Below are 24,968 nucleotides of genomic sequence, written 5' to 3'. Positions count from 1 at the left end.
GTCGATCCGCGGCGCTGTTGGCTCCGAATAAACGGCAGTGACACTGCCTGGCCGGCGTTTCGTCTACCAGGCGTGGGGTAGACGCATGCTGTGTGAAGAAGCTGGCAGGAGGGATTCGGTGCTCAAGCAAGTACTGACATTGATCTGTCAACTGTTGGAATCGGTCCCGTCGGTGGTGGGAATTCGCAGCGGGACGGAGCAACCGCTGTACAGGGTGGAACCGCTCACCGACGAGGTAGAGATTCGACGATATGGCCCACGTATCGCTGCGGAAACGACGGTGCGAGCTAGCGAGGAGGCGGCGCGCCACGAGGGATTCCGTCGTCTTGCCGGCTACATCTTTGGTGCCAACCATTCGGCCGAGAAGATTGCGATGACCGCACCGGTAGGCCAGTATTCGGTTCGCGGTAATGGTCAGAAGATTGCGATGACCGCCCCGGTGGCCCAGTCCGGGAACTTCGAGCAGGGCTGGGTCATTCGGTTTTTCATGCCCGCGAAATGGACAATGGACACTTTGCCCGTGCCTGTCGACACCCGGGTGCGCCTCGTGGAACTGCCGGCTCAGACCGTGGCCGTGCTGAGCTTCAGTGGCGGCCGCGGTCCCGATGCCGTCGCCGCCCGGACCGCGCAGCTGCGCGAAGTGTTGCGCGCCTACGGGTTCGAACCGGCCGGTGAACCGACCGCATGGTTCTACGACCCTCCATGGACGGTTCCCTTCCGCCGCCGCAACGAGATCGCAATCCCGATCAGTTGCACCTGATCCTTGAGGATTTATAAGCATGACGGCAACGGTGGCCGTGTTCACCAGAGACCTCCGAATACACGACAATCCGGTGCTCACCGCTGCCCATCGACGCGGGTCCGCGGTGGTCCCGCTGTTCGTGCTTGACGACACGATCCTGGCCAGCAGCTATGCCACCGCGAACAAGGCCGCATTTTTGGCCGCCGCGCTCACTGAACTCGACGACGAGTTGCGCCGCCGCGGTGGACGCTTGATCGTGCGGCGAGGCAAGTTCGTGACCGAGGTGCTGCGTCTGGTCGACGAACTGTCGGTCACCGAGGTGCATATAGCCGCTGATGTCAGCACCTACAGTCAGCGCCGCGAACAGCGATTGCGCCGCCGCCTCGCCGAGCACCGCTGCGCTCTGCACGTCCATCCCGGCACCATTACCGTGGCCGAGCCTGGCAACATCGCCCCGCATGGTGGCGACCACTTCGCTGTGTTCACGCCTTACTACCGGCGCTGGTTGGACACGCCGATCCGAAATGTGTTGCGGGCTCCGGTCACACTGACGGTCCCGGACAGCCACAGCGAGCACATCCCAGATGCTGGCGATTTGTGTTCGGGCGTCGCATCCTCCCGGCTCAGCATGGGCGGGGAGACGACCGGCCGGCGGTTGCTGAAACGCTGGTTGAACACAACCGTCGATCATTATGACGAGCGCCATGACGACCTCGCCGCCGACGCGACGTCACGGCTCTCGGCGTATCTGCACTTCGGCTGCTTGTCGCCGGTTGAAATCGTCCACCGCGCCGGGCAATCCACCACAGGTCGTAAATCCTTTGTCCGCCAGCTGGCCTGGCGCGACTTTCACCATCAAGTCCTGGCCGCGCGCCCTGAGGCGGCTCGCGTCGACTACCGGACCCGACACGACCACTGGCACCACGGCGGTCCAATGCTCGACGCCTGGCGCGACGGCCGCACCGGCTATCCGATCGTCGACGCCGGCATGCGCCAACTCGCGGCCGAAGGCTGGATGCACAACCGCGCTCGGTTGATCACTGCGAGCTTTCTGGCCAAGACATTGTATCTCGATTGGCGACTCGGAGCCGCCCATTTCATGAGCCTGCTTGTCGATGGGGACGTGGCGAACAACCAACTCAACTGGCAATGGGTGGCCGGCACCGGCACCGACACCCGACCCAACCGGGTGCTCAACCCGGTCCGGCAGGCGCAACGCTACGACCCCGCTGGTGACTACGTGCGACGGTGGGTTCCCGAGCTCGCCAACATGCGCGGCCCCGACATCCATACCCCGTGGAAACAGCCTGAGTTGGCACCGGATTACCCGCCGCGGGTCGTCGACCACCTAGATGCCGCAAGGCAATTCAAGGCTGCCCGAGCTCACCGGGGGCCCACCAAGAAATGAAGGGACAGCAGTGAACAAAGCAACGTTGACCGGAGTGGGCGACGCGAATCAGCAAGCAGGCCTGGCACTTGTCCCGTACCCGCTGTGGTGTGCGTTTGCGACGCTGTTGTCGACCCGGATCTGGCAGCTCAATCGCTGAGTGGGAAGGCCGTCATGGGCATCGAGTACGAAAGTGTGGTCGACCACCCGCTCGCCGACGTGTTCGCCTGGCATACTTGTCCGGGCGCGATGAGGCGGCTTGTCCCGCCCTGGCAGCCGATGACCGTACTGGCCGAAGCCGAATCACTGGCCGACGGGCGCGCTGTGTTGGGCCTTCCCGGTGGACTGCAGTGGGTGGCGCAGCATTGTCCCGACGAGTTCGAGCCGCCCCACCGGTTCGTCGACGTGCTGTCGTCCGCGGGCCCGGTGTCCTGGCCGCCGCGGCTGGTCGGCTGGTGGCGGCACACGCATGAGTTCAGCGATGCCGGCAACGGCACCACCCGGGTGCACGACCGGGTCGACACCCCGGTGCCGGCCGTGGCGCTGAAGTCCACGTTCGTCTATCGGCATCGCCAGCTCACCGACGACCTCGCCGCGCACCGCGAGGCTGCGGAGCGCGGAACGAGATCGCTTGTCGTCGCGATCACCGGCGCGTCCGGCTTGGTCGGGTCGGCGCTCACCGCGTTTCTCACGACCGGGGGGCACAGGGTGATCCGGCTGGTGCGCCGACGCGCCACCGCGGCAGACGAGCGGCACTGGGACTCGACCGCGCCGACGGCCGACCTGTTGTCCGGGGTGGACGCGGTCATCCACCTTGCGGGCGCGTCGATCGCGGGCAGATTCACCGACGGGCACAAGGCAGCGATCCGCGAGAGCCGAATCGGGCCCACCCGTCGACTCGCCGAGTCCGCGGCGCGAGCCGAGAACGGTCCGTCGATTCTCGTCAGTGCGTCGGGGATCGGCTACTACGGGTACGACCGGGGAGACGCGTCGCTGGATGAGGGCAGCGCGCACGGCGGAGGTTTTCTGGCCGATGTCGTCGCCGACTGGGAGGCGGCGACCGCGCCGGCCGCCGACGCGGGATTGCGAGTGGTGTTGGTGCGCACCGGAATTGTGCAGGCGGCCCGCGGCGGCACGCTGAAGTTGTTACGTCCATTGTTCGCAGCCGGTTTGGGTGGTCGGCTCGGCAGCGGCCGCCAGTGGCTGTCGTGGATCGGCCTGGACGATTTGACCGACATCTACTACCGGGCGCTCTACGACACCCGGCTGACCGGACCCGTAAACGCTGTGGCCCCGGCGTCGGTGCGCAACAGCGACTACACCAAGGCCCTCGCGCGCGTGCTGCATCGTCCCGCTATTGTCCCCGTTCCATCGTTAGGACCCCGAATCCTGTTGGGCAGCCAGGGCGCTCGTGAACTCGCCGAAGCCGACCAGCGGGTGCTGCCGACCAAACTGGAAGCCATCGGTCATCAGTTTCGCCACCCCACCGTGCAAGCGGCGCTGGCCCACCAACTGGGCCGCGAAATCGACTGAAGGCTAGGTGCGTATCTTCGTCGGGCTATCGGAGGGGACAGTGTTCAACCGTTCGAGGTTGTCATTGGCCGCTTGCAGCGCCGACTTGATCATTCCCAGCAGCCTTTCCCGCGCCCGTGGTCTTTGCAGCAGTGGAGCGTACATATCGCGAAGCAGGTTCAAACGTGCTGACGCCAGCCAGTCCATCAGCTGGGGATCGCTGATCCAGCGGATCTCATTGCGCTGCTCGGCTAGTGTCATCTCCAGCCAGTCGAGATCGGTGTCGGGATGCGGCACGGGCACGCACAACTGGTTCTTGGCCAGGTCGTCGTCGTACGCGGCTTCGATGTGGGCAATCAGGCTAGCACTGAACACCTGCTGACAGCCGCGCACGCTTTGCAGGGTAATAAGGTTTCCGTCGAAAATAGCTGTTGCGGAGTGTCTTTCGAGTCCATCAGCAGTGCAGTCGATGTACAGAGTTGACGGGTCTGCGGCGATGGTGCCGTCGGTGAGGATGATCTTTTCCGATTCGATCCGTTCGACTCGTCCCAGACGAACAATGTCCCCGATGCGCCGCAATTGCGTCAACTCTGCGCTCGACACCGTGGCGCAGCGATACATCGTCGGGCGAACCGACGGATCAAGCCGTAGTAGGTTACCGGTAGCCTCCAGCCGCTCGAACAGATCCTCCACCGAACTGGCTGCCGCGGCAGATTGCAGCCGCGCGGCAAAGCTGGCGCGAAAGCGGTTGAAAAACTGCGGCCCGGGCTGAACGTTCGCCCGATCCAGCAGCCACGAGTCGCGAGGCATGATCCAGGTCAGCCGCTCGGGTGGAATGCCGTTGCCCAGCAACCACAAACAGGCATCCATCCCGGTCTTGCCGGCGCCCACGATGACGTAGCGGTCCCGGCCCGGTGCGTGGTCGGGTAGCTCATTAGGCGGCACGCAACCGATGCCGTCGGCCACCTGGTAAGGCGGAGGACGCATCGACGGCACTACGGTGTGCAGAAACGTCGCATCCACGACGCGACGCCGGACCCCGACGGAGTACTCCATCCCGGCAAGATCGCGTATCCGGCCCTCTCCCAGGTACTCGCTCATCGGGAAATACGACACACGTCCGGTGGGCAACAGGTCCTGCTGCATGACGCGGTCGAAGTAGGCGCACACATCGCCCGCCGTTGCCAGCTCGTAAAGCCCTTTATTCCAGCCAGATTGATCGAGAGCGTCGCTGCCCAGCGTTCGCGAATTGACTCCGTAAGACGCGGACGGCTGGTGCAGGCGCACGTAGGGATACGCGCGGGTCCAGTGCCCACCCGGCTGATGACCCCGGTCGACGACCACCACGCGCGCATCTGTTTCGGCCACCAGCGTGTCGGTGAAAGCCATTCCCATCGCCCCGGCGCCGACGACCAGGTAATCCGTCTCAATCGTGCGCATCGCCCTCTCCGTTACCGTACGACGCCGGTGCAACCCATGGGCGGGTCAGCGGCATCCCTGCAGCACCGTTGGCCGCCGGCTTAACGGCGAGAACCTGATCGACACCCATGCGCCCCTCCTCGAACGCCAGCGCCCCGCCGCTCAGGTACAGCCGCCATACCCGGACCATCTCTTTACCCTGGAGGGCGACAAACTCGTCGTAATGGCTCTCGAGCGTGTCGATCCAGTGCCCGACGGTGCGCACATAGTGCTCCCGCATCGCCTCGACGTCGCGCACCTCGAAGCCCGCCCGCTGCAGATAGCCCAGCGTCTGCGCCAGCGGTCGCATGTGCATGTCGGGTGCGATATACGACTCGATGAACGCCCCACCTCCTGGAGCGGCGTCGAGCCGGCGCGACATCTGCTGCAGCAGTAATCGGCCCGTCGGCTTGACCGCCCGAAACAAGATGTCGGTGTAGGTCTGGTAGTGCTCCTCACCGACATGTTCGCCCATCTCGATGGAGCTGACCGCGTCGAATGCCTCCAGTGACGTTGGAAGGGAACCGAATTCACGATAGTCCTGCAATCGGACCTCGACGTTTTCCGCGCGGCGCTCGGCGATGCGTTTGACGATGAAATCCCGCTGCTGCTCCGACAACGTGATACCGGTGGCGTGAACTCCGTAATGCTTTGCCGCATAGAGGATCAGCGATCCCCAGCCGCATCCGATGTCGAGCAACCGCATCCCTGGCTTGAGGGCCAGTTTGCGGCAGGCGAGGTCCAGCTTGGCGGTCTGCGCGTCGTACAACGACTGCCCTTGGTGGGTGAAATACGCCGACGAGTAGGCCATGTGCTCGTCGAGCAGCAGCCGGTAGAAGTCGTTCGACAGGTCGTAGTGGTGGGCGATCACGGCGCGATCCCTTAACCGGGAGTGTCGCCGCCCGTTCGGCCGCGTCTCCGCATGCGGTGGAGGCGGGGGCAGGCCGACCGCGCCCAGCCTGACCGCGGCGATTGCCGCCTTGATCTTGCCGGACCGCGTCAGGCGCAGCCCCGGGTCGGGACGGGAGCGGGCATTCTGCCAGGCCAGCCGGAGGCCGTCGGCGAGGTCGCCGTCCACGTCGATATCGCCGGACACGTAGGCCCGGGCAAGCCCCAATTCACCTGGTGCCCAAAGCAACCGGCGCAGCGCGCGTCGCGACCGGATCACCAGCACCGGCCCGTCACAGTGCCCGGCCTCGCTGCCGTCCCAGGCTCGGATCCGCACCGGGAGCGCGACCCCGACGATGTCGCGGAAAACCTCCGCCAAACGGTCAGCGATCACGGCAGACGCAAATCGGGTCGCAGGCCCTTACATAGCCGGGGGCATGAGCACAGTGTCGATCATGTAGACCGTCGCGTTGGCGGTAGGTACCCCGCCGCACACCAGACCGGCGTTGTTGACCCGCAGGTCGTTTCCCTGGCCGGTCACGCTCACGTTGGCGCCCTGCAGGGTCTTGTGGCTGCCGGGGATCTTCGCCGGGCTGATCTGGCCTTGCACCACGTGGTAGGTCAGGATGCTGCTCAACATATTTGAGTTTGTTTTCAGCTGGTCGATCGTGGACGCCGGAAGTTTGTTGAACGCGGCGTCGGTCGGTGCGAACACCGTGTACTGGCCGTTGTTGAGGGTGTCGACCAGGTTGACCTGCGGATTGAGCTGGCCCGACACCGCCGCGGTCAGCGTGGTCAGCTCCGGGTTGTTGGATGCCGCCGTCGCGACCGGGTCCTGGGACATCCCGTCGACCGACGCGGGTCCGCTGGGATGCAGTGCCGCGTAATCCGCGCATCCCGGACCGACCAAATCGGCCGCCGCTGCGGTTGGGGACGTTACTACCGCTAGGCCGACGATCGCGGCAGCCGCGAAACCGCTTGCCGCAATCGGCTTGCTGTGCATTTTCATTGCCTTCCGCTCCTCTGTTGAATTCTGAAGACGGTCCGGGCGTCCTATTCGACCTGGACATGGTTTCTTCGGAGCCGGGCGGGTGTTGGATGGGTCACAGCGCATCGCGGCTGGCTTATTCAGCTGTAGGTGAAGGAATACACCTGCAATCCCCTGCTGGGGCGCACCTCGAGTGTTCCGGGCACCACATGGTCGCCGGCGACGAGCTGATGCGACGTCGGCGGGCCGGTGATCGGCAGCGGGGTCGACTGCCCGCCGCGCAACACGGTGAGAGTCCCCGTGCCGCCGACGACGACGTAGACGTTCTTGGCGTGGTAGTTGAGTTTGATGCTCGAATTGTCGCCCTCGGGTCTGGCGCCCTGATAATCCAGCGACCAGGGGCCGCTGAGCGCGAAGCTGTCGGCGGGGAGATCCGGCGGGTAGGTGAACGTCGCCGAGCCTTCGTCGTATACACCGCCGCCGGCGTAGTTGACCACCTTGCCCACCCCGAAGTAGGTCTCGGGCGTGGTCTGCTGATGTGGGGTGAGGTCGGGCGCGTCGGTCGGTGGCGGCAGCTTGACCCCGGGATTGGCTTGCGTGAGCAACTGCCTTATCAGCTTCTCGGTGACGTTGTAGTCGCCTTCCCCGAACTTGATGTGGCGCACCGTGCCGTCGGCGTCGATCAAATACTCGGCGGGCCAGTACCTGTTGCGGTAGTTCGTCCAGGTGGAGTAGCCGTTGTCCAGCGCGATCGGGTAGGTGATTCCCAGATCGGCGGCGCCCTTCGCGACGTTGCCGGTCACTTTTTCGAACGCGTATTCGGGCGTGTGTACGCCGATGACCTCGAAACCGCTGTTCTGATATGCCCGGTACCAACCGACGACGTGCGGTAGCGCCCGCTGGCAGTTGATGCACGAATAGGCCCAGAAGTCGACGAGCACCACCTTGCCCCGCAACGAGCGCAGCTCGATCGGCTTGTCGCCGGGTGTATTCAGCCAGGCAGTGATGCCCTTGATGTCGGGTGCAGGGCCGCAGTTTTCCAGCTGAGCGCCGCCGTTGCTGCAGTTCGACAGCTGCCTGTTCTGATCGGTGACAATGCCGCCGAGATTCAGCTTCTGCCGTATCTGATCACCGCCGCCGACCTTCTCTTGAAGCGAGCTGGTGTAGTCGGGAATGGCGCGCTGCAGGACCGCAGGCAGGTTGAACACCAGCGCTACCGCGAGCAGGATCGTCACGATTCCCGCGGCAATCCGGATCTCGCGCTGGCGTCGCCGGAATGCGGTCACCCGTTCAGCCACCCGTTGGCCGGCCAGCGCGAAGATCAACAACGGCACTGCGGTGCCCACCGCGAACGCCATCGTGAGCACGACGATGCCGGGGCCGATGTTCGCCGTGGCCCCGGCGACCATGATCGCGGCGAGAATTGGACCCGCGCACGGGACATAGAGCACGCCCAGCGCCAGTCCCAGTCCGAACCCGTTGCTGCGGACGGCGATGTGCTTCTGCGGAATCCGGGCAAACGGCCGCTCGAGCAACTGCTCGAACCGCGGAAAGATCAGGCTTAGACCGATCGCCACCAAGGCGACCAGCGCGACCCACCGGATGGCGTCCTGCGGCAGGCGCAGCAGCGACAGCAATGCTGAGCCCAGCAAAGTGACCAGGCCGAAGCTGACCACCAAACCGCAGATCACCCGGTAGGGGCGCAGGGTCTCACGTTTCGTTCCCACCGCGACACCGCCTGCACCTTCGGAGGTGCTTTGCGCGCCCGAGAAAAAAATCACCGGCAGCACCGGGAGTATGCACGGTGATATTCCGGTGATCAGGCCTCCGACGAGGCCGATCAGCGCAAGAGTGAACATGACCCTTATTCGTTGCCATGCCCGTCTTGGATCGGTAGCATCTGCCGCGAATTTTGCTGTGCGCCAGGCTCGTTAAGCGCGACAAGGCAGCCCGGGGGCTGCCTTGTCTGATACGGCGGAAGACTGTTACCGGCCAGGAGGCATCAGCACAGTATCGATCATGTACACCGTCGCGTTCGCGGTGTGCACCCCGCCGCACACCAGGCCCGCGTCGTTGACTTTCAGGTCATTTCCAGTGCCGGTGACGGTCGCGTCCGCGCCCTGCAGCGTCTTGTGGGCGCCGTCGATCTTCGCCGGGCTCAACTGCCCCTGCACCACGTGGTAGGTCAGGATGCTGCTCAACATGTTGGCGTTGGTCTTGAGCTCGTCGATCGTGGCCGCGGGCAGCTTGTCGAACGCCGCGTTGGTCGGCGCGAACACCGTGTACTGACCGTTGTTGAGCGTGTCGACCAGGTTCACGTTCGGGTTCAGCTTGCCCGACAGCGCGGCGGTCAGCGTGGAGAGCATCGGGTTGTTCGACGCCGCCGTCGCGACCGGGTCTTGCGCCATCCCGGTCACCGAGGCGGGACCGCTGGGGTGCAGCGCCGCATAGTCGGCGCACCCTGGACCGATCAGATCGGCCGCCGGGTCCGCCATCGCGGACGTCGTCGCCGGCGCCGCCGCGCTGGTGGTCTGACTCGCGCTGGGCGGCTTCTCCGACTCGGACTTCTGGCTCGAACACGCCGAGAAGCCCACGATGGCGATCGCCGCGAGGCTTGCCGCCGCAAGGGTCTTTGTCTGAACGTTCGTCATTGCGCTTTCACTCCTGCGTCATGGACGGCTGGTGCCGCCGCCCTCCGGTCGGACACCGGATATTCGGAGCGACCACTACGGTGGACGGGTTGCGATCGCCATTAGGGTGGGCTCGTGACTTCTCACTATGACGTCGTCGTCCTCGGAGCCGGCCCCGGCGGTTACGTCGCCGCGATCCGCGCCGCCCAGCTCGGGCGCAGCACCGCAATCGTCGAACCCAAATACTGGGGCGGCGTGTGTCTCAACGTCGGCTGCATCCCGTCCAAGGCGCTGCTGCGCAACGCCGAACTGGTGCACATCTTCACCAAGGAAGCCAAGACCTTCGGGATCAACGGCGATGCCTCTTTCGACTACGGCATCGCCTACGACCGCAGCCGCAAGGTGGCCGAGGGCCGCGTCGCCGGTGTGCACTTCTTGATGAAGAAGAACAAGATCACCGAAATCCACGGCTACGGCAGGTTCACCGACCCCAACACGCTCGCGGTGGAACTCAACGACGGCGGCACCGACACGGTCACCTTCGACAACGCGATCATCGCGACCGGCAGCAGCACCCGACTGGTGCCGGGCACGTCGCTGAGCCAGAACGTCGTGACCTTCGAGGAGCAGATCCTGTCCCGGGAGCTGCCCGGCTCGATCATCATCGCCGGCGCCGGCGCCATCGGCATGGAGTTCGGCTACGTGCTGGCCAATTACGGCGTCGACGTGACGATCGTCGAATTCCTGCCCCGCGCTCTGCCCAACGAGGACGCCGAGGTCTCCAAGGAGATCGAAAAGCAGTTCAAGAAGCTGGGCGTCAAGATCCTCACCGGCACCAAGGTGGAGGGCATGAACGACGACGGCGGCCAGGTCACCGTCACCGTCAGCAAAGACGGCCAGTCGCAGGAAATCAAAGCCGATAAAGTGTTGCAGGCCATCGGATTTGCCCCGAACGTCGAGGGTTACGGACTCGACAAGGCCGGGGTGGAGCTGACCGACCGCAAGGCCATCGGCATCAACGACAACATGCGCACGTCCGTGCCGCACATCTACGCGATCGGCGACGTCACCGGGCTGCTGCAGCTCGCGCACGTCGCCGAGGCCCAGGGCGTGGTGGCGGCCGAAACCATCGCCGGCGCAGAGACTTTGACGCTCGGCGACTACCGGATGCTGCCGCGTGCGACGTTCTGCCAGCCGCAGGTCGCCAGCTTCGGGCTCACCGAGGAGCAGGCACGTGCCGAGGGGTACGACGTCAAGGTTGCCAAGTTCCCGTTCACGGCCAACGGCAAGGCGCACGGCCTCGGCGACCCCAGCGGGTTCGTCAAGCTGGTGGCCGACGCCCGCTACGGCGAGCTGCTCGGCGGACACCTGATCGGCCACGACGTCTCGGAGCTGCTGCCCGAGCTGACCCTGGCGCAGAAGTGGGATCTGACCGCAAACGAGTTGGCGCGCAACGTGCATACCCATCCGACGATGTCGGAGGCGCTACAGGAATGCTTCCACGGCCTGACCGGACACATGATCAACTTCTGATCGCTGTGCGTGCCGAGACCGTCTGGAGCGCCGCCGGCGGAGCACTTGTCGGCTACGTCGGATGGCTGGTGGCGATTTCGGTCGGTGCCGCGCTGGGCAGCGCGGGTTCCTGGAGTCTGGTCGTGCTGGCGCTCTCGGTGGGTTTCGCGGTCTGGGCCGTGCTGTGGGGATGGCGGCTGCGTCGGCGACGCAATTATTCGTTGGCAGCGTTCGCCTTTGGGCTGCCGGTTCTTCCGGTTGTGCTGACGCTTGCAGTGCTGGCCGCGACTTACTCCGGGTAATCCAACGGGATGTCCAGGGCGGACATGGTGGCTGCCAGGCCGTCGTATTGGCTTGCCAGCAAACAGAATTCGATGAGTTGGCGACGATCCAGGTGACTCGCCAGCTGCTGCCAGGTGCCGTCAGTGATGGTTCGTTGCGTGACGAACTCGTCGGTGGCCGCCAGCAGCGCCTTCTGCCGGGCGCTGAATCGGTCCGCGGCATTACCGTCCGGGTACGCGAAAATCGAGGCCTGCATGTCCGAATCGAGGCCCCGCTTGCGCGCGATCCGGCGATGGTGCTGCAGCTCGTACTCGCACGCCCGCAAATGCGCGACCCGCAGGATCACCAACTCGGTATCGACCGCGGGCAGCCGTCCGCGCAGCAGCCGGGCGCCGTAGAAGGCCCACGCCCAGAACAGCAGTTGGCGCTGCCCCAACGTGGTGAACAGATGAAACTCGGGCGCCCGGACGGTGTGGGCGCCGAGCTTGGCGAGCACCCAGTTGATCGGCCCCAGCTCGCGGAATCCTCCCGACGGGATCCTCCCGGCATCCGTGCCCGTCATTGCTTCACCAGGTAGGGCGACACCGTGCTGCGGTGCTCGTCGAGGTCAAGGGCGCGGCCCAGCGCCGGGAAGGCCCGCTGCGGGCAGTTGTCGCGTTCGCAGACCCGGCATCCCGCGCCGATCGGAGTGGCGTTGTCGCCGGACAAGTCGAGTCCTTCCGAGTAGACGAGCCGGTGGGCGTGCCGCAGTTCACAGCCCAGCCCGATCGCGAAGGTCTTACCGGGCTGACCATACCGCGATGCCCGTCGCTCGACGGTGCGGGCCACCCACATGTAGTTGCGGCCGTCGGGCATCTGGGCGATCTGCACCAGGATCTTGCCCGGGTTGGCAAACGTCTCGTAGACGTTCCACAGCGGGCAGGTACCTCCGCTAGAGGAAAAGTGAAATCCCGTGGCGGACTGGCGTTTTGACATGTTGCCGGCCCGGTCGACCCGGATGAACGAGAACGGCACGCCACGCATCGACGGCCGCTGCAGGGTGGACAGCCGGTGTCCGATCGTCTCGTAGCTCACCGAGTAGAACGACGAGAGCCGCTCGATGTCGTAGCGGAAGTTCTCGGCCACGTCGAGGAACTGCCGGTACGGCAAGACCGTCGCTGCGGCGAAGTAATTGGCCAAGCCGAGGCGGGCCAGCGTGCGCGACTCCTCGGAGGTGAACTTGCCCTCGGTGACCATCCGGTCGATCAGGTCGCCGAACTCCAGATATGCCAGCTCGGCGGCCATCTTGAACACCTGCTGACCCGACGAGAGGTGGTTGCTGATCTCCAGCGTCTTGGTTTCCGGGTCGTAGCGGTGCAAGACCGTGTCGCCGAGGTCGATGCGCTTGTTGATGTGCACGCCGTGCACCTCGGTCAGCCGCCGGGCGATCTCGCCGGCCAGATCGCCGCGGTGCATCCGCATCCGGGCGGTCAGGTCCTCGGCGGCGGTGTCCAGCTCGTGCAAATAGTTCTGCCGCTGATAGAAGTAGTCGCGCACCTCCTCGTGCGGCATCGTCAGCAACCCGGTGCCGCTGCCGTCGGAGTAGCGCTCCTCGGTGGCGGCGGCCAACTGCGCGGTGGTGAGCCGGTAGCGGCGATGCAGGTTGACCATCGCGCGGGCCAGCTTCGGGTGAGCGTTGACCATTTCGGCGACCTCGGGCAGGTCGACGTCGATGTCCAAGTCGCGGTCCATGGTCACTTCGCGCAGTTCGGCGACCAGCCGGGTGTCGTCTTGCGAGGCGAAGAACGTCGCGTCCACGCCGAACACCTCGGTGATCCGCAGCAGCACGGCCACCGTCAGCGGGCGGACGTCGTGCTCGATCTGGTTGAGGTAGCTCGGCGAGATCTCCAGCATCTGCGCCAGTGCGGCCTGGCTGAATCCGCGCTCGCTGCGCAGCTGCCGAACGCGAGAGCCGACGAACGTTTTGGGCACGCGACCAGGCTACCGGTGTTGCGAAGGTGTGGTTAGCAGAGTTCGCACGGCGGCGTGCATTGGCGCCGCACGGTGGTCGTTTGGCATGATTCGCTGCAGGGCTGGGGGGAGAGCAACCGGGGAGTGGAGCCGTGAGCCTGGACAAAGTGATGATGCCGGTGCCGGACGGCCATCCCGACGTCTTCGACCGGGAATGGCCGCTGCGCGTGGCCGACATCGACCGCGAGGGGCGGCTGCGCTTCGATGCGGCCACCCGCCACATCCAGGATGTCGGCCAAGATCACTTGCGCGAGTTGGGTTTTGAGGAAACCCATCCGCTGTGGATTGTCCGGCGCACGATGATCGACCTGATCCGCCCGATCGAATTCCAGGACATGCTGCGGTTGCGCCGCTGGTGCTCGGGGACGTCGAACCGGTGGTGTGAGATGCGGGTCCGCGTCGACGGTCGCAAGGGCGGGCTGATGGAGTCCGAGGCGTTCTGGATCAACATCAACCGGGAAACCCAGGGACCCGCGCGTATCGCCGACGACTTCATCGAGGGCCTGCAACGCACGACCAACGTCGACCGGTTGCGGTGGAAGGCCTATCTGAGCGCCGGCAGCCGCGATGACGCCCTGGAAATCCACGAGTACCCGGTCCGGGTCACCGACATCGACCTGTTCGACCACATGAACAACTCGGTGTACTGGGGGGTCATCGAGGACTACCTGGCGTCTCACCCTGAGTTCCTCAAGGCGCCGCTACGGGTCACCATCGAGCACGACGCGCCCGTCGCCCTCGGCGACAAGCTGGAGATCATTTCGCACGTCTACCCGCCCGGTTCCACTGATCAGTTCGGTCCCGGCCTGGTGGATCGCACTGTTACAACGCTCACATACGCCGTCGGCGACGAGACCAAAGCTGTCGCGTCGATCTTCTCGTTGTAGCCCTCCGCCGCCCGCCGGTCACGTCGGCAAACACGCCGTTGACCTGCGCAATTTGGTTACTGACCGGTAATCATCTGAACCGGTTCAGAGCGCCAGCGCCTTCGCAAGCTTTGCAAAATCATGCCGAGTCGTAGCTGAACTTGGCAACTGAAACGGGTGGACCTGCGGAGCTAAGTTGTGCCATGTTCGACTTAGCAGACCAGTGAAGTTGCTGCGGGGCTTAACACGACCGCGGCGGCGAAGAACCTACAAGGAGCACCTCCATGTCAACCGTTGGCACCCCGAAAAGCGCCGAGCAAATTCAGCACGAATGGGACACCAACCCGCGGTGGAAGGACGTCACCCGTACCTACAGCGCCGAGGACGTGGTCGCGTTGCAGGGCACCGTGGTCGAGGAGAACACGCTGGCCCGTCGCGGCGCCGAGGTGCTGTGGGAGCAGTTGCACGACCTGGAGTACATCAACGCGCTCGGTGCGCTGACCGGCAACATGGCCGTGCAGCAGGTCCGCGCCGGCCTGAAGGCCATCTACCTGTCCGGTTGGCAGGTCGCCGGTGACGCGAACCTGTCCGGGCACACCTACCCCGACCAGAGCCTCTACCCGGCCAACTCGGTGCCGCAGGTGGTCCGCCGGATCAACAACGCGCTGATGCGCGCCGACCAGATCGCCAAGATCGAGGGCGACACCTCAGTGAAGAACTGGCTGGCGCCGATCGTCGCCGACGGCGAGGCCGGCTTCGGTGGCGCGCTCAACGTGTTCGAGCTGCAGAAGGCGATGATCGCGGCCGGTGTCGCCGGGTCGCACTGGGAGGACCAGCTGGCGTCGGAGAAGAAGTGCGGCCACCTGGGTGGCAAGGTGCTGATCCCGACCCAGCAGCACATCCGCACCCTGACGTCGGCCCGGCTGGCCGCCGACGTGTGCGACGTGCCGACCGTCGTCATCGCCCGCACCGACGCCGAGGCGGCCACGCTGATCACCTCCGACGTCGACGAGCGCGACAAGCCGTTCATCACCGGCGAGCGCACCCGGGAGGGCTTCTACCGCACCCGCAACGGCATCGACCCGTGCATCGCCCGGGCCAAGGCCTACGCGCCGTTCGCCGACCTGATCTGGATGGAGACCGGCACCCCCGACCTCGAGCTCGCCAAGCAGTTCTCCGAGGCGGTCAAGGCCGAGTTCCCCGACCAGATGCTGGCCTACAACTGCTCGCCGTCATTCAACTGGAAGAAGCACCTGGACGACGCCACCATCGCCAAGTTCCAAAAAGAGCTTGCCGCAATGGGATTCAAGTTCCAGTTCATCACGCTGGCCGGCTTCCACGCGCTCAACTACTCGATGTTCGACCTGGCTTACGGCTACGCCCGCAACCAGATGAGCGCCTACGTGGAACTGCAGGAGCGCGAATTCGCCGCCGAGGAGCGGGGTTACACCGCGACCAAGCACCAGCGCGAGGTCGGTGCGGGCTACTTCGACCGGATCGCCACCACCGTCGACCCGACGTCGTCGACGACCGCGCTGGCAGGCTCGACCGAAGAGGGCCAGTTCCACTGAGGTAACCTCCGCCGAGCGTGAAGCTGTTGCTAGTTTTCGGCTGGTTTTTCGCAACGGCTTCACGCTCGGCGAAAGGAAAACAATGATCGAACGAGTAGGCGTCATCGGCGCGGGCCAGATGGGCGCCGGCATCGCCGAAGTGTCAGCCCGCGCCGGTGTCGGCGTGACGGTCTTCGAGACCACCGAGGCGCTGGTCACCGCGGGTCGCAACCGCATCGTGAAATCGCTGGAGCGCGGTGTGAGCGCCGGCAAGATCACCGAGCGCGAGCGCGACGCCGCCGTCGAAAAGCTGACCTTCACCACCGATCTCAAAGACCTCGCCGACCGGCAACTGGTCATCGAAGCCGTCATCGAGGACGAGGCGGTCAAGGCGCAGATCTTCGCCGAGCTCGACGAGATCATCACCGATCCCGACGCGGTGCTGGCGTCGAACACGTCCAGCATCCCGATCATGAAGCTGGCCGCCGCGACCAAGAACCCGCGGCGGGTGCTCGGACTGCACTTCTTCAACCCGGTGCCGGTGCTGCCGCTGGTCGAGCTGGTCTGCACGCTGGTCACCGACGAGGCCGCGGCCGCGCGCACCGAGGAATTCGCCAGCGCCGTGCTGGGCAAGCAGGTGGTGCGCTGCAGTGACCGGTCCGGGTTTGTGGTGAACGCGCTGCTGGTGCCCTACCTGCTCTCGGCGATCCGGATGGTCGAGGCCGGGTTCGCCAGCGTCGAAGACGTCGACAAGGCCGTCGTCGCGGGCCTGTCGCATCCGATGGGACCGTTGCGGCTCTGCGATCTGGTCGGGCTGGACACCTGCAAGCTGATCGCCGACAAGATGTTCGAGGAATTCAAAGAGCCGCAGTACGCCCCGCCGCCGCTGTTGCTGCGCATGGTCGAAGCCGGCTTACTGGGCAAGAAATCCGGTCAAGGATTTTATTCATACTGAGGTCTTATTCACGAGTTGCGGTGGGGAGCAGACCTTTCGGACTGCGGTAAAGTATGCGCAGCACGGCACTGAAGACGCATAGGTACTGGTGGAATGACAAAATTACGTCCGTACTACGAAGAAGCGCAAGCGATCTACGACCTGTCCGACGAGTTCTTTTCGCTGTTTCTCGATCCCACGATGACCTACACCTGCGCCTACTTCGAGCGCGACGACATGACCCTCGAAGAGGCTCAGATCGCGAAATGGGACCTGGCGCTGGACAAGCTGAATCTCGAGCCGGGAATGACGCTGCTCGACGTGGGCTGCGGCTGGGGCGCCGCACTGGTGCGAGCCGTCGAGCGCTACGACGTCAACGTCATCGGCATCACGCTCAGCCGCAACCAGTACGAATACAGCAAGGCCAAGCTGGCCGAGATCCCGACCGAGCGCACCGCGGAGGCCCGGCTGCAAGGCTGGGAGGAGTTCGAGGAGAAGGTCGACCGGATCGTCACGGTAGAGGCGTTCGACGCGTTCAAGAAGGAGCGGTATCCGGCATTCTTCGAACGCGCCTACGACATCATGCCCGGCGACGGTCGGATGCTGCTGCACAGCTTGTTCACTTATCCCTGGACGTATTGGTCCGAGCACGGCATCCCGGTGACCATGACCGATTTGCGGTTCATGCGCTTTATCGGCCAGGAGATTTTCCCCGGCGGGCAGATGCCGGCCAAAGAAGACATTCTCGAGTTTTCCGCCGGGGCCGGATTCTCGGTCGAGCAGATCCAGTCGTTGAACCCCCACTACGCGCGGACTCTGGACATCTGGGCGGCCAACCTGCAGGCCAACCGCGAGCGAGCCATCGCCGTCCAGTCCGAAGAGGTCTACGACCGCTTCATGAAGTACTTGGTCGGTTGCGCGGATTTCTTCCGGCGGGGAATTACCGAGGTCGCACAGTTCACGCTGACCAAATAGCGATCTGCGTCACATCCATTTGAATCTTACGTCGCTGCAACTCGGCGCGCAGGCGGAGCCGGTGCCAGATGCATTTCGGCGTCAGAGTATGGTGCTTGCGACCGAAAAAATTTGAGGGTTGGGGTGCAAGTTCACAAATGCTCAGTTGATGCCGTTAACCAGTACGAGTACAGCAAGGCCAAACTCGCGAAGATCCCGACGAAGCGCAATGTCGAAGTCCGGCTGCAGGGTTGGGAAGAATTCTACGAGCCTGCGGACCGGATCGTCAGCATCGGCGCCTTCAAAGCGTTCAAGAAGGAGCGCTATACCGCGTTCTTCGAACGCGCCTTCGACATCCTTCCCGACGACGGCCGGATGCGGCTGCACACCATCATGACCTTACCCGTACAAACACATGCAGGAAACGGCGTGAAGCTCACCATGAGCGACGTGAGGTTGTTCAAATTCATCGGGACGGAGATATTCCCGGGCGGCCAGTTGCCGTCAAAAGAAGATGTTGTCGAGTACTCGGAAGCGGCGGGATTCACGGTTGAGCGGATGCAATTCTTGCAGCCCCATTACGCCCGGACTCTCGACATGTGGGCGGCAAATCTGGAAGCAAATCGCGACCAGGCCGTTGCCCTACAGTCCGAAGAGGTCTACGACCGTTATATGCGCTACTTGACCGGATGCGCCGGCCTATTCCGCAAAGGAATCACCAACGTGGGCCAATTCACCCTCACCAAGTAAGGGCTGCGACGCAGGCCACCGGTTAGGCGGCCTGCTTTTCCATCGTGAACTGGCAGACGTTGGTGTAGCCGTCGCGGAACAGCTCGCGGCAGCCTGTCAGGTACTTGATGAACGTCTCGTACATCTGCTCGCCCTTGAGCTCGATCGCCTGGTCTTTGTGCGCTTCCAGGGCCTTTGCCCAGGTGTCCAGAGTGCGGACGTAGTTCTTGCCGATGAAGTGGTGGCGGCTGATGTGGAAGCCGGCTTCGGTGGCGTACTTGTCGACGATGTCGACCTGCGGCAAGCGGCCCCCGGGGTAGATCTCTTTGCGGATGAAGCTGATGAAACGCATCAGCGACATGGTCCTTTTCAGCCCGAGCTTTTCGCCCTCCTCGGCACTGGGCACCACGATGGTGTGCAGCAGCATCACCCCGTCGTCGGGCATCACGTTGTAGGTCATCTTGAAAAAGTCGGCGTAGCGCTCGTAAGTGCCGATGCCATCGGCGAAGTGCTCGAACGCGCCCAGCGACACGATGCGGTCCACCGGCTCGTTGAATTCCTCCCACCCTTGCAGCCGCACTTCCTTGCGCCGCGGCGAGTCCATCTCGTCGAACTTTTGCTGGCAGTGCGCTAACTGGTTCTCGCTCAACGTCAGACCGATCACGTTGACGTCGTACTTCTCGATCGCGTGCCGCATGGTCGAGCCCCAGCCGCAACCAATATCGAGCAGGGTCATGCCCGGCTTCAATCCGAGCTTGCCCAGTGCCAGCTCGCGTTTGGCGTACTGCGCCTCTTCGAGCGTCGTGGCGCCGTCTTCCCAATACGCGCAGCTGTATGTCATCGAAGGGTCGAGCCAGAGTTTGAAGAATTCGTTCGATCGATCGTAGTGCGACTGGATGTGCTCGATATCCGGCTTGAGTTCACTGTTGCCGTGTGTCATAGCCGCCGACCTTATACGCAGCGGCGGAGCGCTGCAATTGGCCCCGGCGGGATCGTGGTTGTGTCTGTAACGGCATGTGCCGTCGCAGTATTGGCGCCGTCGGCGCCGGGCGCGCAGCCCGGTGACGCGGGGCGGGGCGATGGGGTGTTTGTGACCATTTTCGGTGGGTACCCGACCGAAGCCGGGTGCCAAACGACAAATGCTCGGAGGTCCGAACATGGCTGAGGGCACGACCACAATGCGGCCGTACTTCGAGGACGTTCAAGCGCATTACGACTTGTCCGACGATTTCTTCGGGCTGTTCCAGGATCCGTCCCGCACGTATAGCTGCGCCTACTTCGAACGTGAGGACATGACACTGGGGGAGGCGCAACTGGCCAAGGTCGACCTGAACCTGTCCAAGCTGGATCTACAGCCGGGCATGACGCTGCTCGACGTCGGCTGCGGCTGGGGTTCGGCGATGCGGCGCGCCATCGAGCGCTACGACGTCAACGTCGTGGGGCTGACCTTGAGCAAGAATCAGCACGCCTACTGTCGGCGTCTGCTTGGCGGCCTCGACACCCGCCGTTCGCGCGAGGTGCTGCTGCGTGGCTGGGAAGACTTCGACAACCCGGTCGACCGGATCGTCAGCATCGAGGCGTTCGAGGCGTTCGGCAAAGAGCGCTATGCGGCGTTTTTCCAGACAGCCCATCGCGTGCTGCCCAGCGACGGCCGAATGGTTCTGCAGACGATATTCACCCACCCGCCGGACTACTGGCAGAAGCACGGTATCCCGATCACGATGAGCGACTTGAGATTCATGCGTTTCATCGGCAAGGAGATATTCCCCGGCGGCCAGGTTCCCTCAGCAGAAGACGTCGTCGAGTTTTCGAGCGCGGCCGGGTTCTCGGTGGGCGACGTTCAACGGCTCAACCCGCATTACGTCCGGACCCTCGACACCTGGGCGGCCAACCTTGTGGCCCATCACGACGAGGCCGTCGCCGCTACGTCTGAAGAGGTCTACCAGCGTTACCTGCGGTACCTGACCGGATGCGCCGACTTCTTCAACCGCGGCATCACCGAGGTGGCGCAGTTTACCCTGACCAAGGGCTGATCGCTACTTTTCCAGCGTGAACTGGTCGACGTCGGTATACCCGTCGTGGAACAGCTGAGCGCAGCCGGTCAGGTAGCGCATGTAGCGGTCGTAGACGTCCTGCGATTGCATCGCGATGGCCCGCTCCTTGTTGGCCCGCAACGCCGCCGCCCACATCTGCAGCGTCCTGGCGTAGTGCGGCTGTAGCGACTGGATCCGCGCTACTTCGAAACCGGCCTTGGCGGCGTGCTCTTCGACGGTCGGGACCGTGGGCAGCCAGCCGCCCGGAAAGATCTCGGTCAGAATGAATTTGCTGAAGTGCACGATGTCGTGCGTGAGCCCCATGCCGCGGCTGCGTAACTCCTTGAACGTGGGCCGGACGATGGTGTGCAGCAGCATGACTCCGTCGCCCGGCAATGCATGGGCGGCCATCGCGAAGAAACGTGCATAGCGCTGGTGGCCGAAGTGCTCGAACGCGCCGATGCTGACAATGCGATCGACGGGCTCGTCGAACTCTTCCCAGCCCTCCAGCAACACCCGCGTCGAGCGCCGGGTGTGCATGTCGTCGAACATCTTCTGCACATGGGTGGCCTGGTTGTTGGACAACGTCAAGCCGACGACGTTGACGTCGTATCGCTCGACGGCGCGTTTCATCGTGGCGCCCCAGCCGCAGCCGATGTCGAGCAACGTCATTCCGGGCTCGAGCCGCAATTTGCCCAGCGCGAGGTCGATCTTGGCCAGTTGCGCTTGCTCCAGCGTCATGTCGTCGCGCTCGAAGTAGGCGCAGCTGTAGGTCTGGGTGGGATCGAGGAAGAGCCGGAAGAAGTCGTCGGACAGGTCGTAGTGAGCTTGCACGTCGCTGAAGCGCGGCGTGAGCTGGAGGGGCATTACAGAGTGGGCCTTTCTCAATTCGAGAGGCATTCACGAGTCCCGCGACAGCAGCATGATCTACCCCCATGCGTTCGTTGGATGCTAGCCGCTGCGGGTGTCGCGCGGAAGTAGCCGACGTCAGAGGGTGCGCAACAGCGCGCCGACCGCAAGGCCCACCACCAGCAGTGCGCCCGCTTGCCGGACGTGGACCCAGGCCAGCGCCGCATACCACAGCGGCCACACCGGATAACCCTTCGGCGGCTCGTCGGGCGGCGGGCGACGAAAATAGGGCCACACCTTGACAAGTCGCGGCAGTGCCAGCACGACGAGCAGCGCCGGCCATGGCATCGCGCCCGCGGCCACCGCGACAGCCGCAAGCACGTAGAAGCCGACCATCATGGCGAGCGTGACGGCGCGGGCGCGGGTTTCGCCGAGGATCACCGGCAGCGTATGGATGCCGAGCGGCGCGTCGTAGGGGATCTTGTCGATGTGCTTGCCCATCAACACGGTGGTGCACAGCAGCCCGTAGGGCAGCGACGCCAGCACGACACTCCAGTCGACGCTGCCGACCGCCGAGTAGTAGGTCCCGCACACCATCAGCGGGCCCCACACCACGAAGACGTCAGGCTCGCCCAAGCCGCGTTTCTTCAGCCGCACCGGCGGCGCGGTGTAGGCGACGCTCAACACGAAGCCCGACAGCGCGAACGCCACCACCGGCCAGCCGCGCGCCCACGTCAACACGATCAGGATCGCCAGGTCGGCCAGGTTCACCGCGGCGATCGCGACGAGCAGGGTGCGACGGCTGACCAGACCCGAGAGCACCGGGTGCGGGGCGTACAGGGCGCGCGGATAGCTGGCGCTGTCGGTGCCGGTCTGCGTGTCGTAGAGGTCGTTCATGAGGTTGTTTGCGATGTGCGCCAACGTGATTCCGGCCACCGCGAGAACCAGCCAGCGCCAATCCAGGCCCGGCTTGCCCACCGCCAACAGCGCGGCGACCAGGCCGGCGAACAGCGTCATCGGCAGCACGGCGGCGCGTGTGACGACAATCCAGCGGGTGACGATGTCGACCGGCCCGTCCGGCGGCGGGTTGGTGGTGCGCAACGCGTATGCCCACGACTTCAGCCGAGACGGTGCCGACACTTCTGGCATCACTCAAGAGTAGAACGCGGCACGGCTTCCGGGGAGTCATCGCAGCGGGCGCCGGCCCGCTACCGCCCCGCCTCGGTGCGTAACAACGGCTACTGTGCGGGGGATGCAAGGAAGTAGCGAAGGCGCGGGCACACACGCCGTCGTCATCGGGGCCAGCATCGCGGGGTTGTGCGCGGGGCGGGTGCTGTCTGGTTTCTATGACCGGGTGACATTGTTTGAACGCGATCGGTTGCCGGACGCACCTGCCAATCGCGCGGCCGTCCCGCAAGGACGGCACGTGCACCTCCTGATGGCCCGAGGCGCGCAGGAGTTCGATGGCTTGTTTCCGGGTCTGCTCCAGGAAATGGTGGCCGCGGGCGTGCCGATACTGGAAAACCGGCCGGACTGCATTTACTTCGGTGCGGCAGGGCATGTGCTGGGTGTGGGGCACACCTTGCGCGACGAGTTCACCGCGTACGTGCCCAGCCGGCCACAGTTGGAATGGCAGATCCGCCGCCGCGTCAACGCAATCCCCAATGTCGAGATACAACAGCGGACAATGGCCGAACCGCATTTCGATACCGCTGCACAGCGAGTGACCGGAGTGTGGCGCGATTCCGAAGAGTTCATCGCCGCCGATCTGGTGGTCGATGCCTCTGGCCGCGCCAGCCGGTTGCCGTTGTGGCTGGAGAAGTGGGGGTTTGACCGGCCGCGCGAGGATGTCGTCGACGTCGGTATCGGGTACGCGTCGCATCAGTTCCGCATTCCTGACGGCCTAATCGACCAGCGGGTTGTGGTTGCGGGGGCCTCCCGGGAGCAGCCGCTGGGCTTGGGCATGCTGGGCTACGAGGACGGCACCTGGGTTTTGACCACCTTCGGTGTGGCCAAAGTCGAGCCGCCGCAAACCTTTTCCGAGATGCGCTTGCTCGCCGAGAAGCTGCTGCCCGCCCACTTCACGGCCGCACTGGAGCAGGCCGAACCCCTCGGCGGGGTGGCGTTGCATCGCTTCCCCGTCAGCCGATGGCGCCGCTACGACAAACTGGACCACTTCCCCGCCGGCATCGTGCCGTTGGGCGATGCGGTGGCCAGCTTCGATCCGACCTTCGGTCAAGGTATGACGATGGCGTCGCTGCAGGCCCGTCATCTGCGGGAGGCGCTGCAAATCCCGCACCGTGATCTGGCGCGGGAACTGAACCGGGCCACAGCGAAGACCACCTATCCGGTGTGGATCATGAACGCCGTCGCTGATTTCAGCTTCCACCACGCGAGCGGAGCGATGCCCTGGTGGTACCGCCCGGTGGGTGACCTGTTCGACCAGTTGCTCGGCGCGGCGGAGACCGATCCCGTTCTGGCCGAATGGTTCTTGCGACGGTTCTCCCTACTGGACAGTCTCTACATGGTGCCCTCGGCGAGCCTGATCTTCCGCACCATTCGGCACAACATGCGATTGTGGCTCGCCGAGCGCCGCCAGATGTTGCGCGACCGCAAGACGCTTAGGCGGCAGGCTTCTCCATGGTGAACTGACACACGTCGGTGTAGCCGTCGCGGAAGAGTTCTCGGCATCCGGTGAGGTATTTCATGAAAGTCTCGTACGTCCGCTCGCCTTTGAGGGCGATCGCTTCGTCCTTGTGCGCTTCCAGTCCCTTGGCCCAGGTATCCAGGGTGCGGACGTAGTTGTTGCCGATCCGGTGGTGGCGGGTGATCTCGAAACCGGCCTCTTTTGCGTATTCGTCGACCACCTCGATCATCGGCAATCGCCCACCGGGGTAGATCTCTTTACGGATGAAGCTGATGAACCGCATCAGCGACATGGTCCGCTTCAGCCCGAGTTGCTTTTCTTCCTCTGCGGAGGGCAGCACGATCGAATGCAGCAGCATCACGCCGTCGTCGGGCAAAACGTCGTAGCACATCTTGAAAAAGTCGGCGTAACGCTCGTACGTGCCGACGCCGTCGGCGAAGTGCTCGAAGGCCCCGATAGACACGATGCGGTCGACCGGTTCGTCGAACTCTTCCCAGCCCTGTAGCCGCACCTCTTTGGAGCGCGGGCTGTCCATTTCGTCGAACTTCTGCTTGCAGTGGGCCAATTGGTTTTCGCTGAGCGTCAGCCCGATAACGTTGACGTCGTATTTTTCGATTGCCCGACGCATCGTTGAGCCCCAGCCACAACCAATGTCGAGCAGCGTCATGCCGGACTGCAGGCCCAGCTTGCCCAGCGCCAGATCGACCTTGGCCATCTGTGCCTCTTCGAGCGTCATGTCGTCGCGCTCGAAATAGGCGCAGCTGTAGGTCATGGTCGGATCCAGCCACAGCCTGAAGAATTCATTCGACTTGTCGTAGTGCGACTGGATGTGGTCGGCATTGGGCTGCAGCCTGGTGTTTCGATCTGTCATCATCGCCCGCCTTGTTCGTACCTTGCTCCCCGGCGATTGGACTCGCGGTTACTTTGCCAGGGTGAATTGGTTGACGTCGATGTAGCCGATCCGGAATGCGTTGGCGCAGCCGGTCAGGTAGCGCAT

At 64.2% G+C, this 24,968-nt stretch carries 23 protein-coding genes and 1 pseudogene; 13 read left to right on the top strand and 11 right to left on the bottom strand.

Features of this window, described 5'->3' with window-relative positions; all coding sequences use genetic code 11:
• Window positions 1-85: 85 nt before the first annotated feature.
• The 4 genes from AWC14_RS18605 to AWC14_RS18590 are packed head-to-tail and all read left to right on the top strand — an operon-like array spanning window position 86 to window position 3,662.
• Window positions 86-760, top strand: a complete 675-nt coding sequence (locus AWC14_RS18605) for an SOUL family heme-binding protein (protein ID WP_142281751.1) — start codon at window positions 86-88, stop codon at window positions 758-760.
• 19 nt (window positions 761-779) lie between these two features.
• Window positions 780-2,150, top strand: a complete 1,371-nt coding sequence (locus AWC14_RS18600; RefSeq protein ID WP_045375857.1) for a cryptochrome/photolyase family protein — start codon at window positions 780-782, stop codon at window positions 2,148-2,150.
• Window positions 2,095-2,289, top strand: coding sequence for a tryptophan-rich sensory protein (locus tag AWC14_RS30245; RefSeq protein WP_428838982.1), 195 nt, complete (start codon window positions 2,095-2,097; stop codon window positions 2,287-2,289). The genes AWC14_RS18600 and AWC14_RS30245 overlap by 56 nt, the downstream gene beginning before the upstream one ends.
• A 14-nt stretch (window positions 2,290-2,303) precedes the next feature.
• On the top strand, window positions 2,304-3,662 hold the full coding sequence (locus AWC14_RS18590; protein WP_045375859.1) for a TIGR01777 family oxidoreductase: 1,359 nt from the start codon (window positions 2,304-2,306) through the stop codon (window positions 3,660-3,662).
• 3 nt (window positions 3,663-3,665) lie between these two features.
• Here the strand turns inward: AWC14_RS18590 and AWC14_RS18585 are convergent, their stop codons facing one another.
• The 5 genes from AWC14_RS18585 to AWC14_RS18565 form a co-directional block, all read right to left on the bottom strand.
• Window positions 3,666-5,081, bottom strand: a complete 1,416-nt coding sequence (locus AWC14_RS18585; protein WP_045375862.1) for an NAD(P)-binding protein — start codon at window positions 5,079-5,081, stop codon at window positions 3,666-3,668.
• Entirely contained in the window at window positions 5,068-6,381 is a 1,314-nt protein-coding gene (locus AWC14_RS18580; RefSeq protein ID WP_057003131.1) for an SAM-dependent methyltransferase, read from the bottom strand. Before AWC14_RS18580 ends, AWC14_RS18585 begins: the two co-directional genes overlap by 14 nt.
• A gap of 27 nt (window positions 6,382-6,408) precedes the next feature.
• Window positions 6,409-6,990, bottom strand: a complete 582-nt coding sequence (locus tag AWC14_RS18575) for a fasciclin domain-containing protein (RefSeq protein WP_428838986.1) — start codon at window positions 6,988-6,990, stop codon at window positions 6,409-6,411.
• A 125-nt stretch (window positions 6,991-7,115) separates the two neighbouring features.
• Complete coding sequence (locus AWC14_RS18570) at window positions 7,116-8,834, bottom strand: cytochrome c biogenesis protein DipZ (protein WP_045375867.1); 1,719 nt, start codon at window positions 8,832-8,834, stop codon at window positions 7,116-7,118.
• A gap of 126 nt (window positions 8,835-8,960) precedes the next feature.
• Window positions 8,961-9,626, bottom strand: a complete 666-nt coding sequence (locus AWC14_RS18565; protein ID WP_045375869.1) for a fasciclin domain-containing protein — start codon at window positions 9,624-9,626, stop codon at window positions 8,961-8,963.
• A 114-nt stretch (window positions 9,627-9,740) separates the two neighbouring features.
• Between AWC14_RS18565 and lpdA the strand changes: the two genes are divergently transcribed.
• A complete protein-coding gene (gene lpdA / locus AWC14_RS18560) occupies window positions 9,741-11,138 on the top strand; it encodes a dihydrolipoyl dehydrogenase (protein ID WP_045375871.1) in 1,398 nt (465 codons plus the stop codon).
• A 5-nt stretch (window positions 11,139-11,143) separates the two neighbouring features.
• Window positions 11,144-11,419: a hypothetical protein gene (locus AWC14_RS18555; RefSeq protein ID WP_142281750.1), complete on the top strand. Its 276-nt coding sequence runs from the start codon at window positions 11,144-11,146 to the stop codon at window positions 11,417-11,419.
• On the opposite strand, the gene AWC14_RS18550 is transcribed toward AWC14_RS18555, so the two are convergent.
• Together AWC14_RS18550 and ramB are read right to left on the bottom strand one after the other, a co-directional pair.
• The gene (locus tag AWC14_RS18550; RefSeq protein ID WP_045375876.1) at window positions 11,407-11,961 is read right to left on the bottom strand and encodes a carboxymuconolactone decarboxylase family protein; all 555 of its coding nucleotides are present in this window, start codon (window positions 11,959-11,961) and stop codon (window positions 11,407-11,409) included. The two genes, AWC14_RS18555 and AWC14_RS18550, sit on opposite strands and share 13 nt — an antisense overlap.
• Window positions 11,958-13,370, bottom strand: coding sequence for an acetate metabolism transcriptional regulator RamB (gene ramB, locus AWC14_RS18545; RefSeq protein WP_045375879.1), 1,413 nt, complete (start codon window positions 13,368-13,370; stop codon window positions 11,958-11,960). Before ramB ends, AWC14_RS18550 begins: the two co-directional genes overlap by 4 nt.
• Before the next feature lie 131 nt (window positions 13,371-13,501).
• Between ramB and AWC14_RS18540 the strand changes: the two genes are divergently transcribed.
• The 5 genes and pseudogenes from AWC14_RS18540 to AWC14_RS18520 all read left to right on the top strand — a co-directional run.
• Window positions 13,502-14,296, top strand: coding sequence for an acyl-[acyl-carrier-protein] thioesterase (locus tag AWC14_RS18540; RefSeq protein ID WP_045375882.1), 795 nt, complete (start codon window positions 13,502-13,504; stop codon window positions 14,294-14,296).
• Window positions 14,297-14,559: 263 nt separating this feature from the next.
• Window positions 14,560-15,846, top strand: a complete 1,287-nt coding sequence (aceA, locus tag AWC14_RS18535) for an isocitrate lyase (protein WP_045375885.1) — start codon at window positions 14,560-14,562, stop codon at window positions 15,844-15,846.
• Window positions 15,847-15,928: 82 nt separating this feature from the next.
• The gene (locus AWC14_RS18530) at window positions 15,929-16,780 is read left to right on the top strand and encodes a 3-hydroxybutyryl-CoA dehydrogenase (protein ID WP_045375888.1); all 852 of its coding nucleotides are present in this window, start codon (window positions 15,929-15,931) and stop codon (window positions 16,778-16,780) included.
• Between the two features lie 93 nt (window positions 16,781-16,873).
• Window positions 16,874-17,734 carry a cyclopropane mycolic acid synthase family methyltransferase gene (locus AWC14_RS18525; RefSeq protein ID WP_045375891.1) on the top strand — a complete coding sequence of 287 codons (861 nt, stop codon included), beginning with the start codon at window positions 16,874-16,876 and terminating at the stop codon, window positions 17,732-17,734.
• A 90-nt stretch (window positions 17,735-17,824) separates the two neighbouring features.
• A pseudogene (locus AWC14_RS18520) lies at window positions 17,825-18,463 on the top strand (class I SAM-dependent methyltransferase); the annotation flags it as partial.
• Between the two features lie 22 nt (window positions 18,464-18,485).
• Here the strand turns inward: AWC14_RS18520 and AWC14_RS18515 are convergent.
• Window positions 18,486-19,382: a cyclopropane mycolic acid synthase family methyltransferase gene (locus AWC14_RS18515; RefSeq protein WP_045375894.1), complete on the bottom strand. Its 897-nt coding sequence runs from the start codon at window positions 19,380-19,382 to the stop codon at window positions 18,486-18,488.
• A 217-nt stretch (window positions 19,383-19,599) separates the two neighbouring features.
• Here AWC14_RS18515 and AWC14_RS18510 point away from each other — a divergent pair, with 217 nt between their 5' ends.
• Window positions 19,600-20,475: a cyclopropane mycolic acid synthase family methyltransferase gene (locus AWC14_RS18510; RefSeq protein WP_045375920.1), complete on the top strand. Its 876-nt coding sequence runs from the start codon at window positions 19,600-19,602 to the stop codon at window positions 20,473-20,475.
• Window positions 20,476-20,478: 3 nt separating this feature from the next.
• Here the strand turns inward: AWC14_RS18510 and AWC14_RS18505 are convergent, their stop codons facing one another.
• Window positions 20,479-21,342, bottom strand: a complete 864-nt coding sequence (locus AWC14_RS18505) for a cyclopropane mycolic acid synthase family methyltransferase (RefSeq protein ID WP_045375897.1) — start codon at window positions 21,340-21,342, stop codon at window positions 20,479-20,481.
• Between the two features lie 120 nt (window positions 21,343-21,462).
• Window positions 21,463-22,473 carry a prenyltransferase gene (locus AWC14_RS18500; RefSeq protein ID WP_045375899.1) on the bottom strand — a complete coding sequence of 337 codons (1,011 nt, stop codon included), beginning with the start codon at window positions 22,471-22,473 and terminating at the stop codon, window positions 21,463-21,465.
• A gap of 103 nt (window positions 22,474-22,576) precedes the next feature.
• Between AWC14_RS18500 and AWC14_RS18495 the strand changes: the two genes are divergently transcribed.
• Window positions 22,577-23,971: an FAD-dependent oxidoreductase gene (locus tag AWC14_RS18495; protein WP_045375902.1), complete on the top strand. Its 1,395-nt coding sequence runs from the start codon at window positions 22,577-22,579 to the stop codon at window positions 23,969-23,971.
• Here the strand turns inward: AWC14_RS18495 and AWC14_RS18490 are convergent.
• Window positions 23,946-24,842: a cyclopropane mycolic acid synthase family methyltransferase gene (locus AWC14_RS18490; RefSeq protein ID WP_045375922.1), complete on the bottom strand. Its 897-nt coding sequence runs from the start codon at window positions 24,840-24,842 to the stop codon at window positions 23,946-23,948. The two genes, AWC14_RS18495 and AWC14_RS18490, sit on opposite strands and share 26 nt — an antisense overlap.
• Between the last annotated feature and the right edge of the window lie 126 nt (window positions 24,843-24,968).

It is taken from the genome of Mycobacterium kyorinense (genome assembly GCF_002101735.1).
GTDB classification, from domain to species: Bacteria; Actinomycetota; Actinomycetes; order Mycobacteriales; family Mycobacteriaceae; genus Mycobacterium; species Mycobacterium kyorinense.
This window is presented reverse-complemented; position numbering and strand designations above follow the sequence as displayed.